Origin of the sequence: Oliverpabstia sp., from assembly GCF_022785585.1 — a bacterium.
Lineage (GTDB): Bacteria > Bacillota > Clostridia > Lachnospirales > Lachnospiraceae > Oliverpabstia > Oliverpabstia intestinalis.
On sequence record NZ_JALFPR010000020.1, the window covers coordinates 1 to 14,856 of the forward strand.

The window sequence follows — 14,856 nt, forward strand, 5'->3', positions numbered from 1 at the left end:
TCTTTCACCAACTTATCATTTTTAAATCATCCGAAAAAATCTCAATGCGTCCACAATCGCATCCTCTTTCTCTTTTGGACACTGTGGATGCTTTGTATCTTCCGACTTAGGCAAATTATAGTTCTCACGCTCTATGATTCCATACTTAGCTTGTACCTGTGCAATATAAAGGTTAGACACCTTCATTCCATCATTATGCACAGCTACATATTTCTTAATCTCCTCATACGTAGCCTTACTCTCCGCACTGGTCAGATCCATCTCATCCATATCCATCGTCACATTCACATGATGCTTCGCTTCATGGAGTTTGGACAAAAGACATACCGTCTCCACATGCACCGTATGAGGAAACTGATCCACCCCCTGCACCTTCTTAACTTCATATCCTTCCCCCCGCAGATATTTCAGATCCCGGGCCAGAGTCGCAGAGTCACAACTTACGTACACGATCCGTTTCGGCTGCATCTTTACCATCGTAGCCAGTACGCTCTCTTCGCATCCTTTCCGTGGCGGATCTACCACGATCACATCCGCATAGATGCCTTCTTTTTCGTATTTTTCCGGCAACACTTCTTCCGCTTTTCCTACAAAGAATTCTGCATTCGTGATATGATTCAGCGTTGCATTTCGTTTTGCATCCTCGATGGCAGCCGGGACAATCTCCACGCCGTAGACCTGTTTGGCTTTCTGGGCTAGGAAGAGGGAGATGGTTCCGATTCCGCAGTAGAGATCCCAGACCGTCTCATTTCCTTCCAGACCTGCGTATTCCAGTGCTTTTTCGTAAAGTTTCTGTGTCTGCACCGGGTTGACCTGATAAAAAGACTGCGGAGAAATCTGATAGGCGATCGGTCCGATGGTATCGGTGATATATTCCTTGCCCCATAAAAGTTTCCCTTTTCTCCCCAGAATCACGTTCGTCTTTTCCCTGTTGATATTCAGAGAAATACTGGTCATCCCCGGAATCTTGCAAAGCCTCGCGATCAGTTCTTCCGCCTCCGGGATGTAGCCGCCGTTGACAACAAGGCAGACCATAATCTCTTTCGACTGGAATCCATAACGGATCAGTACGTGACGCACCAGACCCTTCCCGGTCATCTCATCATAGGCCGGAATATCATACGCTTCCATATGCGCCAGTACCAGATTCAGAATCTGTTCGTTGACCTCCACGCCTAGATAGCACTTCCTGTTGCTGATGATCGAGTGAGTTCTTCCGGCATAGAATCCGGCGATCAGATGCCCTTCTTTGTCGCATCCCACCGGAAACTGCGCTTTGTTTCTGTAATGGTACGGATCTTCCATGCCGATGATAGGCTGCATCGGAATCTCTTCTTTCTGAAAACCGCCGATCCGGATCAGATTATTTTCAATCTTCTGCTGTTTGTATGCCAGCTGTTTTTCATAAGAAAGTGCCTGGATCTGGCAGCCGCCGCACTGACGGGCGTACGCACAGCGTGGCTCGACCCGGTCTTTCGACGGCTCCATGATCTCCACCAGTCTGGCATAACCGTAATTTTTTTTCGCCTTCATGATCTTTGCCTGTACTTTATCGCCGATCACTGTGTCTTTTACAAATACGGTATAACCGTCCACTTTTCCGATTCCTTCCCCGTCATGTCCCATATCCTCGATGGTTACAGTCAGAAGATCATTCTTTTTGTATTCCATGGATCTGCCCTTTCTTTACATACTGGTTTTACGGATATTTGATTCAAACAGCCGGTTGTAGCCAAGCCATTCGTTCGGATCTTTCGCATTGTCGAAAAGCTCGGTAAATGTTTCCATCTTGGCATCCGTGTTGTCTGCCATATTCAGCGCTGCCGCCTCCATCAGTGCCGGTTTCTTCGGGGAACCGTATTCCAGTTCTCCATGGTGCGCCAGGATGCAGTGCTTTAACTCACTCTCCACTTTTGCCGGGAAATCCGGGATCTCACGGATCGCATCGTGGAGCATCTCCGCTCCAATCATAATATGGCCCAGCAACTGTCCGTCATCGGTATAATCATTCATCGGAAATGCAGAAATTTCTTTCGTCTTTCCGATATCATGAAAGATTGCTGCGGTCAGAAGCAGGTCGCGGTTCAGTGCAGGGTAGGCTTTCGTATAAAAATCGCAGAGTTTGGTCACATTTAACGTATGCTCCAGCAGTCCGCCCACAAAACCGTGGTGTACTGTCTTGGCTGCGGAATTGAAGCGGAAGCGTTTGATGAATGCTTCATCCTCCACAAAAAACAGTTCTAACAGACGGGACAGGTATGGATTTTGGATGGTTTTGATAATCGCCATCAGTTCTCCGTACATCTCGTCGATATCACATTTGCTCACCGGAAGATAATCTGTGGGATCGTACTCTCCCTCACGGGCTTTTCTTGCACGCTTGATGTTCAGCTGCAGTGCACCTGCAAAATTGGTGACATCTCCCATGATTTCAATATAATCCAGTGTTTCAAAATCATCAATCCCCAGCGAATTCGGATCCCAGATCTTGGCATCGATTGTCCCGGTCTTGTCCTGCAGAATCACATTTTCATATGGTTTTCCGTTTTTTGTCACTGCTGCCTGTTTATGTTTGCAAAGGTAAATTCCGGACACCCGGCATCCCTCAAAAAATTCCTGAATAAATTTCATATAATCTCCTTCCGTCTTTCTGCCTGATTTTCTGTCAGTGAAAACTCCGCAGAAGTTTTGTGGTATAGAAAGCCATCGCCCCTATACCACATGTTTTATCTCACTATTCTTTTTTTACAGATTCTTTTATAGTTTATAACGCATCCAGCGTTACGTCAAACACTATTTCCACATATCCTTCCGCACCTTTTCGCATCGCCGTCACTTTGATCTTCTGATCCTTTTTCGACTGATCCAGGCGTGTTCGCAGTCTCGACAGCGTCTCGACACTTTCATTTCCCACTTTCACGATCACATCTCCGTTCTGGATCCCAGCGTTCATCGCCGGAGAATCTTCCTCCACGGAGTTTACATAAATACCTGTAGGAATTCCGGTTTTCTGTGAGAGACTGCTGCTGATATCCTGTCCCCGGACACCGAGGTATATCAGATCTTCATTATTTGACAGTTGCTCAATCAGTTTCCGGAGATCCGAGATTGATAATGCCGTCACCACCCCGGTATCCGCCTCCCCGGAAAAAGACTGCGCGATCACACCCACGATCTTTCCGTCCAGATTGACCAGAACCCCGCTTCCCTCGCTGTTTCCCATAATATCCGTCGTAAACAGATGATATTCACTGTCCACCGTACTTTTCACATTTGTTGTGGAAGTCACCCGGCCGCAGACTACTGAATCCGGATAACCGGACGGACTTCCCAGTGCCAGTACCAGATCTCCCTGATTCACCGAAGATGCGCTTCCCAGTTCACCCACTGCAATCACATCTCTTGTCTCTTTGCTGAGATCATTTCTGGAAATCTTGATCACTGCAAGTCCGGTAGCCTCATCCTGTTTGAGAAAATGCCCGTCTACCGTATTGCCATCACAGAAGGTCACAAGAATCCGGTCCACCGTATCCACCACCCGGTATTCTGTCAGCACGTAGTATTCTTTTCCCGTATCTGCCACCAGAAAGCCGGAGGCCTGCTTTTCGTTTTCAAAGGAATTATTCATCCAGTCCACATCGTTGGTAAATCCCTGTACCACAACTACAGAACTTTTCGGCTCACTGGCTGCCTCTGAAATCTGCTGATACAGATCCGAATATTCCTGCAGAGTCAGCGGCTCTTTTTGTGTCTCCGTGTCTGTTGTATCATTTTCATCGGTCGGCGCATCTCCGCTTTCTTCTTCCGGTATCTCCTGCTGAGGAGTATTTTCTTCGCCCCCGTCCGTCGATGCTCCCTCCACGATATTCACTCTCGGCTGTTCTTCCTCCGGTCGGAAATAAGGCACCGACTTTACAAATACAAATGCCGCAATCACACCGAACAATACCGCTCCTGCTGCCACTCCTGCCGCACTCACCGCGATTTTTCGTTTATCCAGAGGCTTCTTTTTCATCACTTCCCGGTAAAAATCGTATTCGTCCTGCTTGTGATCATTCTTTTTATCCATACACTTAGTCTCCTGTCTCTGACTCCAACTGTAACTGCACCGTTTTTCCCTGTGTTTTGAACTCTGCTTTTCCGTAACACAATGGAAAAACGGCTGCTGCCTGAGAATTTCCTTAATATTTTATCAAATATATATGAACATTTTATGACATACCGAAAAAACTTTTTGCTGCCCGGCTTTTTGCCTTTCTTTTCCTTCTCAGATAGAGTAGAATAAGGCGTATAGAAAGGATATAACATTATGAATAACAAAGCTTTAAAAACACTGGAATATACCAAAATCATCGAGATGCTTGCAGCCCATGCTTCTTCCCCTCTCGGAAAGATCCGCTGCGAGGATCTTCTTCCTTCCTGTTCACCAGGAGAGATTGAATATAAGCAGGAACAGACTCAGGATGCCCTGTCCCGTCTGTTTCAGAAAGGAAACATTAACTTCGGCAGTGCCAAAGATATCCGCGGTTCCCTGAAACGCCTTGAGATCGGAAGTACCCTGGGGATCACAGAACTGTTGCAGATCTGTGCCCTTCTGGATAATACCTCCCGGGTAAAATCTTACGGCCGCCGTGAAAAAGAAAATGAACAGAGGGACTCTCTGGATGATCTTTTCGATGCCCTGGAACCTCTGCCGCTGTTAAATACAGAGATTCGTCGATGCATCCTCTCCGAAGACGAGATCGCCGATGATGCAAGCGCAACCTTAAAACAGATCCGCCGTTCGATGAAAGTGACCGGAGAACGCATTCATACACAGCTTGCCGGTATGGTCAACGGCTCCGCAAGAACATATCTGCAGGACGCTGTGATCACCATGCGAAACGGCCGCTACTGTATCCCGGTCAAAGCCGAATACAAAAGCCAGGTACCTGGTATGATCCATGATCAGTCTTCCACCGGTTCCACCCTCTTTATCGAACCGATGGCGATCGTAAAACTGAACAATGAGATCCGTGATCTGGAGATGAAAGAAGCGGCAGAGATTGAAGTCATCCTGGCTTCTTTAAGTAACATGGCTGCCCAGGAACGTGAAAATCTCCGCTATAACCTGGAAAATCTGGTAGAACTGGACTTTATCTTTGCCCGCGCTGCCCTTGCCATGGATATGAATGCCACACGACCGATCTTTAATACCAAAGGCTATATCAACATCCGCAAAGGCCGTCACCCACTGATCGACAAGAAAAAGGTTGTTCCGATCGATATCCATCTTGGAAAAGAATTTCATCTGCTCATCGTTACCGGTCCGAATACCGGTGGAAAAACTGTTTCCTTAAAAACCGTCGGGCTTCTGACTCTGATGGGTCAGGCAGGTCTTCATATTCCTGCACTGGATCGTTCTGAATTATCTGTTTTTGAGGAGGTATATGCGGATATCGGAGATGAACAGAGTATCGAACAGTCACTCAGTACCTTCTCCTCCCATATGACCAATGTGGTTTCCTTTATCGAAAAGGCCGATCCGAAGTCCCTCGTTCTCTTCGATGAACTGGGTGCCGGTACCGACCCGACGGAAGGTGCCGCACTGGCAATCTCGATTCTGAACTATCTGCAAAAACAGGGCATCCGTGCTATGGCAACCACGCATTACAGTGAGTTGAAAGTGTACGCACTCTCCACACCGGGTGTGGAAAATGCTTCCTGTGAATTTGATGTGGAAACGCTTCGTCCTACCTACCGCTTACTGATCGGTGTTCCCGGAAAGAGTAATGCCTTTGCCATTTCCAGTAAGCTGGGACTGCCATCGTATATTATCGATGATGCAAAAAAACAGATCAGCCAGGAAGACGAGTCCTTCGAGGATGTGATCTCCACCCTGGAAGAAAACCGTATCACCATCGAAAAAGAACGCATGGAGATTGCCCGCTACAAGATCGAAGTCGAAGATCTGAAAAAACAGCTGGAGACCAAGCAGGAAAAACTGAATCAGCAGCGTGACCGGATCCTCCGGGAAGCCAACGAGCAGGCACATACAATCCTCCGTGATGCAAAAGAATATGCGGATCAGACGATCAAAGACTTTAACAAATTCGGAAAAGCCAATATTTCCATCAAAGAAATGGAAAATAAACGACAGGATCTCCGTAAGAAGATGAACAAAGTCGAAAGCAATATGTCCAGGAAAGAAAAGAAGGTCACAGGTAATCTGAAGCCTTCCGATCTGCATCTGGGCGATGGTGTGAAAGTACTGAGTCTGAATCTCAAAGGAACGGTAAGCACCCTCCCGGATGCCAAAGGTTATCTTCTGGTACAGATGGGTATCATGCGATCCAAGATCCATATCTCCGATCTGGTACTGTTACAGGAAGAAACCGTGATCTCCGCACCGAATATGCAGCGCACCAGCGCCGGGAAGATCAAGATGTCAAAATCTTCATCCGTCGGCATCGAGATCAACCTGCTTGGCCGCACCGTCGACGAAGCCATCGCGGAACTGGATAAGTATCTGGATGATGCATATCTGGCACATATTCCAAGTGTCCGTGTCGTTCACGGAAAAGGTACCGGAGCCCTGCGGAAGGGCATCCATAACTATCTGCGCCGGGTAAAATATGTCTCTTCCTTCCATCTTGCAGAATTTGGCGAGGGAGATGCCGGTGTTACGATTGTAAATTTCAAGAAATAAAATAACTATTCAGTAGGTAATATCCCGCTACAACAAGGAGTTTTTATGGTATCCAAACAGAAAATAATGATTGTAGACGATGACAACAACATCGCCGAACTGATATCTCTTTATCTTACCAAAGAATGTTTTGAGTGTAAGATTGTCAACGACGGGGAGGAAGCTTTGAGTGCATTTCCTTCCTTTCAGCCGAACCTGATCCTCCTGGATCTGATGCTTCCCGGTATGGACGGCTATCAGGTCTGCAGAGAGATTCGCCACAAATCCAATGTACCGATCATCATGCTCTCTGCAAAAGGAGAAGTTTTTGATAAGGTGCTCGGCCTGGAACTGGGTGCTGACGATTATATGATCAAACCTTTCGATTCCAAAGAACTGGTAGCCAGGGTCAAAGCGGTTCTCCGCCGTTTCCAGCCTGCCCCTTCCGCTCCGTCGGCACCTGCCGGAAAATACGTGGAATATCCGGATCTGATCATCAATCTGACCAACTATTCCGTTATCTATCAGGGGATGACCATCGACATGCCGCCAAAGGAACTGGAACTTCTGTATTTTCTCGCTTCCTCACCTAATCAGGTATTTACCAGAGAACAGCTTCTGGATCATATCTGGGGATATGAATACATCGGCGATACCCGTACCGTAGACGTACATATCAAGAGACTGCGTGAAAAGATCAAAGATCATCCGTCCTGGTCGATCAGTACTGTATGGGGCATCGGTTACAAATTTGAGGTTAAATCCTGATGAAACAAACACTGTATTCCAAATTTATCACAGCCTATATTTTTCTCGGTATTCTCGGAACGGTGTTAATCTCTACGCTTGGATCTTCCCTGATCCAGAAACATATTCTGGAAGACACCGGAGCCGCCCTGTACAAAGAAGCGATTTCTCTCGCCTCCTATCAGGCAAATACGGATTATTCAGACAATGCAGATGTGGAAGCTGCCTATAATCAGCTAAAGACCCTCTCTGCTTTTCAGGATTCCCGGATCCTGATTCTGAACCCGTCCGGACAGCCATTGATTGATACCGGCAAACCATACACTGCAATGGCACAAAGCTCGCTTAAAGACTTTGATCCTGCGATCATGGGATCAGACAATTATATTACAGGTACTTTTCATGGATATTTTAAGGAAAATATGGTCAGCACACTGGTTCCTATCACGAAAAACCTGACCACCAAAGGGTATGTATCGATTCATCTTCCGATGACCGTGATCATTGATCAGAAAGAATCCGTTCTCGGTCCGGTCCATATCGTGTTTGCGATCCTGCTGCTTTGTTCTCTCATGATTCTTGGTCTGTTTTCTCATTCCGTATACCGGTCGCTGAAGAAAATCACCGCAGGAGCCAACGAATATGCAGCAGGAAATCTGGATTATAACATTCCTGTCACAACCAATGATGAAATGGGCTACCTGGCCGATACCCTGAACTATATGTCCGGAGAACTGAGCAAATCGCGAGAATATCAGCACAAATTCGTAGCCAATGTCTCCCATGATTTTCGCTCCCCCCTTACTTCAATCAAGGGTTTTGTGGAAGCGATCATGGACGGAACGATTCCACCTGAGATGCAAGATCGTTATCTGAAAATCGTGGTTGATGAGACCGAGCGTCTGGAAAAGCTGACCCAGAGTCTTCTGACCCTGGATAAACTGGACTCCAAAGGGCGTCCTTTGCATATGAACGACTTTGATATCAACCGTACGATCAAAAATACAGTAGCCACTTTTGAGGGGATCTGCCGTAAAAAGATGATTACCATTGAACTGCATCTGGAATCAGAAACTCTGATGGTACACGCCGATATGGAACAGATCCAGCAGGTACTGTACAATCTGATCGATAACGCCATCAAATTCAGTTCAGACAGCTCCATCATCAAGGCAGAAACTTCCGAACGTCATGGTACAGTTTTCGTATCCATAAAAGACTCCGGTGTGGGTATACCCAGAGAAAAACAAAATAAAATCTGGGATCGTTTTTATAAGATTGATTCTTCCCGTGGCAAAGACCGCAAAGGTACCGGGCTCGGACTATCTATTGTCCGCGAGATCGTTGCCGCACACAATCAGAATATCAATGTTATCAGTACTGAAGGGGTCGGTACCGAATTCATCTTTACATTAGAAAAAAGCAGGGGAACGAGCTGATTCCCCTGCTTTTTTTATCCTGTCTTTCTTTATTTCCACTCATATCTGGTCAGATGACCACCCAGCTGCATATGATCAAAATTGTGCTGTCTCAGCGCCTCGTAGAGTACGATCGCTACGGAATTACTCAGATTCAGCGAACGGATATCGTTCATCATCGGGATACGGATCGCAGTCTCCTGGTTTTCCAGTAAAATCTCCTCCGGAATCCCGCCGCTTTCTTTTCCAAACATAATGTAGGCATCTTCCTCATACTGCACTTCTGTATAGGTCTGCGGTGCTTTTGTCGATGCCATATAGATCTTGGCACCGGGATTTTTCTCCAGAAAATCCTGATAATCGATATACCGGGTGACATCCAGGTCATCCCAGTAATCCATCCCTGCACGTTTGATTGATTTTTCATTTAACCGGAAGCCCAGCGGCTCGATCAGATGCAGCCTCGTACCTGTCGCCACACAGGTACGTCCGATATTTCCTGTATTGGACGGGATCTCCGGCTCATAAAGAACAATATTTAACTTTGCCATATTCTCTTACCCCATTACTTTGTATAACTCATCCGGCTGCGGTTTGTCCAGATATCGGACATCCTCACCATTTCGAAGGATTCGGTCGTTCCCGTTGTTGGTACGACCTACCACAACGGCATGGATGCCTGCCTGTTCCAGTTTTCTCACCAGTTCGTGACCATCATCTGCCGCGATCATCATGGAACCGCTGGACATGATCTGGTAGGGGTTGACCCCAAAATAGTTACAGATCTCCACGGTCTCCTGGCGGATCGGGATCTTCTTCAGATCCACTTCCAGACCGACACCGGCTCCGTTCGCCATCTCCCAGAACGCACCGAAGACCCCGCCCTCGGTGATATCATGCATAGAGGATACACCATGTTCCACGGCGATCCGTGACTCCGGTACCACGGACAGATACTGGTCAAAATCTTTTGCTGTATCAATCAGAACAGCCGGAAATCTTTTTTTGAGTTCATCTTCTTTTTCTTTTGCGAGAATCGTCGTTGCTTCCAGACCGATCCATTTGGTCACGATGATATCCTGATCCGGACGGATCTGGGATACCGTGCGCAGATTCTTTTTTTTCATCTTGCCAACACCGGTTACGGAGATCAACGGCTGCTTTACCACGTTGGTGATCTCCGTATGCCCGCCCAGGATCTCCATATGCAGTTTTTCACAGGTTTCTTCCGCATCCTGCATCATTTTCCGGATCTCCGGCTCTTCAACGGTATCCGGGAGCATTACAGTCAGCATCACTCCCACCGGATCTGCACCGGCTGCCGCAAGATCATTTGCCGTGATATGGATGCTGTGATGTCCCAGATCCTTTGCGGTTCCCGTAATCGGATCCGTGGACATCACCAGAACTTCATCTTCACCTACCTCAAGAGCGGCGCAGTCCTGCCCTACCGCCGGACCGACCAGTACTTCCTCTCTTCTGTGTTTTACCTGTTTTAATACCGAACGGATCAATACCGGTTCCGGCAGTTTTCCTATCTTCATGATTTTCTCCTCCGCATCTGTCAGCCGCCATACTGGTTCAGTACCACATAGACCTGATTCAGATCGTTGTTTGCAATTGCTGTATACATGGCGCTGGACGCTTCCGCATTGCTGGTTTTTACACCGACTTTGTATTTATTTGGCGTCATCTGATAATAACTGTTATTTACTTCTTCTTTGCTGACCTGTTCCCCATTCTCCGTGACAATTTTCCACAGTTTTGCCTTGTATCCGGTATGGGCACTCTGGATCTGTTCCATACTTCCAAAGGCTTTCTCCGGATCTGCAGTCAGTTCGGTCGTCGGATCAATAGTCTCCAGCGTTTCACTTTCATAGGTCACTTTTCGGTCTGCAGGACGATATTCCTCTCCATACAGAGTAAAATAAATCTTTCCTCCGTAGGTATATCCTTCAATATAAATCGGTGCTTCCGTATTATTCACAAACCGGAAATCCTTTGCACCTTCTGCAATTGCCGCATCCATGGACGGTTCTACATATTTGACGATCATGGAATGATTATGTCGCTCTGTCACTTCCAGTTCTGCCTGTAATACTGCCTGATATAAGGTTGTAGATACCTGGCAGATACCTCCTCCAAAAGATTCCACTACCGTACCATTCGCATATGATGCGGCCGGTTCATATCCATTTTCTTCAGTAAACGGTACCATATTGTCACAGACGGAAATCTCCTCTCCAGGATAGAGAACTTTCCCGTTCAGTTTGGAAGTACCGTTTTTTACATTCGTCGCTCTGGCTGCGCTGCTGGCGGAATAATCGGTGACTCCCTGTCCCAGTACATCCTTTACTTTCGCCAGTTCTTCCTGGGATCCTTTCGGCTCTGTGATCTCCACATCCAGATCCACACTTCCCGGACCATCTTTCCACACATGCTCCAGATAATCCATCACTTTATCCACAGAACCATCCTCATTCAAGGTAACTCCACGCGCACCGTTGGTGATCTTGAACTCACCATTTTCTCTGGTCAGCTCATAATTCACCACTTCACGGTTCAACGCTACACAATAGGTCTCCAGTGCCTTCCTCACACTCTCCTCATCTACCTGATAAGAAAGATCCAGCTGCAGATTTTCCTGTTCCAGTGCTTTTTTCACCTTATATCGTTTGATGACATTGCCGACCTGTCCCACATCCATCGCCTGCCGGATCGTGCCGTCATTATCCCCGGTAACACCCAGTTCTTTTGCTGTCACACCGGTGGACATATCATCCATATGAAGAACGATCTGATAACCTGTAATCTCATCCACTCGGGTCTGCAGCGCTTCCTGTGCCTCTTCTTGCGTCATACCGGACAGATCCACACTTTCCGCGTAAATATGATCCAGAATCTTCCGCTGTCCCTCGGGCGCATTGTCCGAGGTACCGGTATCGAGTGTGACTTCATCCGTCTCTGCCTGCAGTGTCGGCACATCTTCGCTGTCTTCTTCCTGACTGTTTTCTCCGTCATCTGCAGCAGCTGTTCCGGTAGCCTCTTTGTCATCCTCACTTCCGTCAGCCGTATCCTCACTGCTTTCACTCTCCTGCCTTGCCTCTGACTTCTGTGTGAGCTCTGTATTCTGTGCGCACCATCCGCTGACAGGCTGCTGTAACAGCATGACTCCCGCCAGCAGGGCCGCCATTATTTTCTTCTTCATCTGTATGTCAATCCCTTATAACATTACTTCCAAAACCATCGGAACCACCATCGCAAGTACCAGTATAACTGCGATAATTCCCGCTACAATCTGCCTTCTGTTTTTCTTCCACATATTCATTTTTCATTCACCTCTTCATGCGCCCGTACCGGGCAATAATCGTATCGATTTTCCTGGATGCCTCATTTTTCGTTAAGCTGTCAACAGACACATCCAGTTCTATTTTATGATATTTCACCAGATCATTCAAGTATGCTTTTTGTGCCGGTGTGATCGGACCGCGTCGTTTTACCTTATACTGTAACTGTTTCGGCTGAAAGATCCGCTCCTGCCCTTCTCCTGCGATCCGTATCAGATGTTGATACAGTTCATGGGTTGCCAGTGCGTCGTGATACGCCCGGTGCGCATGTGCCCGGTCGATCTGAAAATACCCGCACAGATTCGTCAGGCTCCTGCTCTCCAGATCCGGAAGCAGCGTTCTTGCGATCTTCAGAGTATCAATTCCATTTTTTTCAAAAGGAATCTTCTGATCCGCCGCCTGATGCTTCAGAAAGCTGTAATCAAAGATCAGGTTGTGTCCCATCAGATCCAGTTCCCCGCAGAAATCCAGAAAGGCACGCACTGCTTCTGCCGGTGTCGGCTGTCCTGCTACCATCTCCTGTGTAATTCCCGTTAATTCCCGGATCTTCTCCGGAATCTTCATCTGCGGATCTGCAAACATACAAAAGGTATCTGCCACCTCTCCGTCCAGAACCTTGACCGCTCCGATCTCCAGGATCCGGTCCTGAGACGGATACAACCCAGTGGTCTCCAGATCCACAACCACATAGCTGGACGGACATGCTGTTTTTTCCATCGTATTTTCTTTTCCTTTCTCTCTTACCCTTCGTCTTCTCCTACTAACTGCTCCCTGTACCGGAAAACATACTTCTGCTCATCTGTCATCCGTTTTTCCCTGCCAGTCAACAGGTAATTATTTTTGCATTATGTCAACCAATGATAATTTTACCATTTTCGCATCGTACGTCAGTACATCCCTGCTCCGGTAATCAAACAGGATCCAGCACGGCTCGCTCACTCCGGTATCCGGATCGTAGTCCATCCGCTCCAGATGGGTCATACGCGCCAGCTGTTTCTCATCATATCCTTCATACTCCGGCAGATACTCATGTGTCTCTTCTTCCTTCAGATAAAACTCCCGGATGTCTCTCTTATACGCTTTCAGATCCTTTGCCCATGCCGGTCTGGTTTTCATATTTTCTCTCGCATACAGATCACAGATCATCAGCTGCCGGTAATATTCCATCTGCTCCTCATCTACATATTCCTGCAGGAATTCCTGTAAAATCTCGTATCGGCGGATCCTGGTATGCGGAATATCCATATACCCCTTCTTATCATAAAATGCTCCCAGAGCCTCATACAGTGCAAATGGATTGTCAAATAATTTTTCTATCGCACGCAGGGTTTTTCCGAACTGATTACTATTATAATAGACTTCCACCATCTCTTCCACCAGTTTCAGTCGCAGAACGTCATCATATGGCAGCCACCTGGTATACAGCACCTCGTAAGGCTCCCGGCTCTGACATACACAACCGTACTCCGGCGCCGCCTGATACATAAAGGATCCCTTTAACACTTTCAGAAATCCCAGCTGCAGCTGCTGCGGCCGCAGCTGATAGACATCACAGAATGATTTTCCAAACGAATCATAGTCTTCATATGGAAGACCCGCGATCAGATCCAGGTGCTGATGTACGTTATGTCCTTCCTGCACCCGTGTCACCACCTCGGATACCTGAGAAAAATCCATTTTCCGGTGGATCTCCCGGATCGTATCCGGATTCGTCGACTGCACACCGATCTCCAGCTGGATCATTCCCGGACGCATCGTGCGAATCAGTGCGATCTCTTCCTCATTTAACAGATCCGCTGCCACCTCAAAATGAAAATTCGTGATCCCGTTGTCGTGAGCGATCAGGTACTTCCAGATCGCCATCGCATGATCGTGTTTACAGTTAAAAGTCCGATCCACGAATTTTACCTGTGGCACGTTATGATCCAGGAAAAACTGTAATTCCTCTTTGACCAGTTCAAGATCCCGGAACCGCAGTTTCTTGTCGATCGAGGAGAGACAGTAGCTGCAGGAGAACGGACAGCCCCTGCTCGACTCGTAATAAATGATACGGTTTTCGAATTTTTTCAGATCTTTGTAGACAAACGGAATCGTACTCAGATCCGTGATTCCTCTCCAGGGATTCTCCTGGATCTGATCCCCGTCCCTGTAGGTAATTCCCTCAATCTTCGCCAGTTCTGAGATGCCTTCCAGATAAAAGCCCGCCAGCTCCAGGAAAGTCACTTCCCCTTCCCCTTTCATCACACCTGTCACTTCCGGATGCTCCTCCAGCACCTTCCGCGCATCATAGGACACTTCCGGTCCTCCCAGCCAGATGGCTGTGTCAGGAAGCACCTTATGCACTTCCCGGATCAGATTCCTCACATAGGAAATATTCCAGATATAGCAGGAAATGCACAGGACCTCCGGATGATCGCGATAAATCCCCTTTAAAATATCATCCGGATTCTGATTGATCGTATACTCCGCCAGGCCAATCTGATTCTGATATTTTTTCGCATACGCCTTTAAGCTGTATACCGCCAGATTGGAATGGATATATTTTGCATTGATTGCTGCCAGCAATATATGTTTTCTTTCTGCCATTGCATTATAACCTCCGAATGGCTCTTATTATACTGTATCTTTCCGGTTATCTCAATAGTCACTCGCCGTTCCCTGTTTACAAATATATGAA

General features: G+C 47.2%; 11 protein-coding genes. 3 read left to right on the plus strand and 8 right to left on the minus strand.

All coding sequences use genetic code 11. The features are described from left to right. Positions 1 to 21: 21 nt before the first annotated feature. The 3 genes from rlmD to MSA64_RS00920 all read right to left on the minus strand — a co-directional run bounded on the left by rlmD (position 22) and on the right by MSA64_RS00920 (position 4,069). Entirely contained in the window at positions 22 to 1,671 is a 1,650-nt protein-coding gene (gene rlmD / locus MSA64_RS00910) for a 23S rRNA (uracil(1939)-C(5))-methyltransferase RlmD (protein ID WP_287890160.1), read from the minus strand. A gap of 15 nt (positions 1,672 to 1,686) precedes the next feature. After that, a complete protein-coding gene (locus MSA64_RS00915; protein ID WP_022171677.1) occupies positions 1,687 to 2,631 on the minus strand; it encodes a 3'-5' exoribonuclease YhaM family protein in 945 nt (314 codons plus the stop codon). Positions 2,632 to 2,764: 133 nt separating this feature from the next. Further along, complete coding sequence (locus MSA64_RS00920; RefSeq protein WP_277663666.1) at positions 2,765 to 4,069, minus strand: S1C family serine protease; 1,305 nt, start codon at positions 4,067 to 4,069, stop codon at positions 2,765 to 2,767. A gap of 240 nt (positions 4,070 to 4,309) precedes the next feature. Between MSA64_RS00920 and MSA64_RS00925 the strand changes: the two genes are divergently transcribed. From MSA64_RS00925 to MSA64_RS00935, 3 genes are read left to right on the plus strand one after another with little or no spacing between them, the layout of a single operon-like run. Next, positions 4,310 to 6,688, plus strand: coding sequence for an endonuclease MutS2 (locus tag MSA64_RS00925; protein WP_287890166.1), 2,379 nt, complete (start codon positions 4,310 to 4,312; stop codon positions 6,686 to 6,688). A gap of 45 nt (positions 6,689 to 6,733) precedes the next feature. Beyond that, positions 6,734 to 7,435: a response regulator transcription factor gene (locus tag MSA64_RS00930; RefSeq protein ID WP_022171674.1), complete on the plus strand. Its 702-nt coding sequence runs from the start codon at positions 6,734 to 6,736 to the stop codon at positions 7,433 to 7,435. Next, positions 7,435 to 8,853, plus strand: coding sequence for a HAMP domain-containing sensor histidine kinase (locus tag MSA64_RS00935; protein ID WP_154431718.1), 1,419 nt, complete (start codon positions 7,435 to 7,437; stop codon positions 8,851 to 8,853). Before MSA64_RS00930 ends, MSA64_RS00935 begins: the two co-directional genes overlap by 1 nt. Before the next feature lie 29 nt (positions 8,854 to 8,882). On the opposite strand, the gene trmL is transcribed toward MSA64_RS00935, so the two are convergent. The 5 genes from trmL to MSA64_RS00960 all read right to left on the minus strand — a co-directional run bounded on the left by trmL (position 8,883) and on the right by MSA64_RS00960 (position 14,765). Further along, complete coding sequence (trmL, locus tag MSA64_RS00940; protein ID WP_022171672.1) at positions 8,883 to 9,383, minus strand: tRNA (uridine(34)/cytosine(34)/5-carboxymethylaminomethyluridine(34)-2'-O)-methyltransferase TrmL; 501 nt, start codon at positions 9,381 to 9,383, stop codon at positions 8,883 to 8,885. Between the two features lie 6 nt (positions 9,384 to 9,389). Beyond that, positions 9,390 to 10,376, minus strand: a complete 987-nt coding sequence (locus tag MSA64_RS00945; RefSeq protein WP_287890167.1) for an AIR synthase family protein — start codon at positions 10,374 to 10,376, stop codon at positions 9,390 to 9,392. A 20-nt stretch (positions 10,377 to 10,396) separates the two neighbouring features. After that, on the minus strand, positions 10,397 to 12,040 hold the full coding sequence (locus tag MSA64_RS00950) for a VanW family protein (RefSeq protein ID WP_154431716.1): 1,644 nt from the start codon (positions 12,038 to 12,040) through the stop codon (positions 10,397 to 10,399). Between the two features lie 127 nt (positions 12,041 to 12,167). Beyond that, positions 12,168 to 12,896 carry a 3'-5' exonuclease gene (locus MSA64_RS00955; protein ID WP_117524792.1) on the minus strand — a complete coding sequence of 243 codons (729 nt, stop codon included), beginning with the start codon at positions 12,894 to 12,896 and terminating at the stop codon, positions 12,168 to 12,170. Between the two features lie 117 nt (positions 12,897 to 13,013). Next, the gene (locus tag MSA64_RS00960; protein WP_154431715.1) at positions 13,014 to 14,765 is read right to left on the minus strand and encodes a B12-binding domain-containing radical SAM protein; all 1,752 of its coding nucleotides are present in this window, start codon (positions 14,763 to 14,765) and stop codon (positions 13,014 to 13,016) included. Between the last annotated feature and the right edge of the window lie 91 nt (positions 14,766 to 14,856).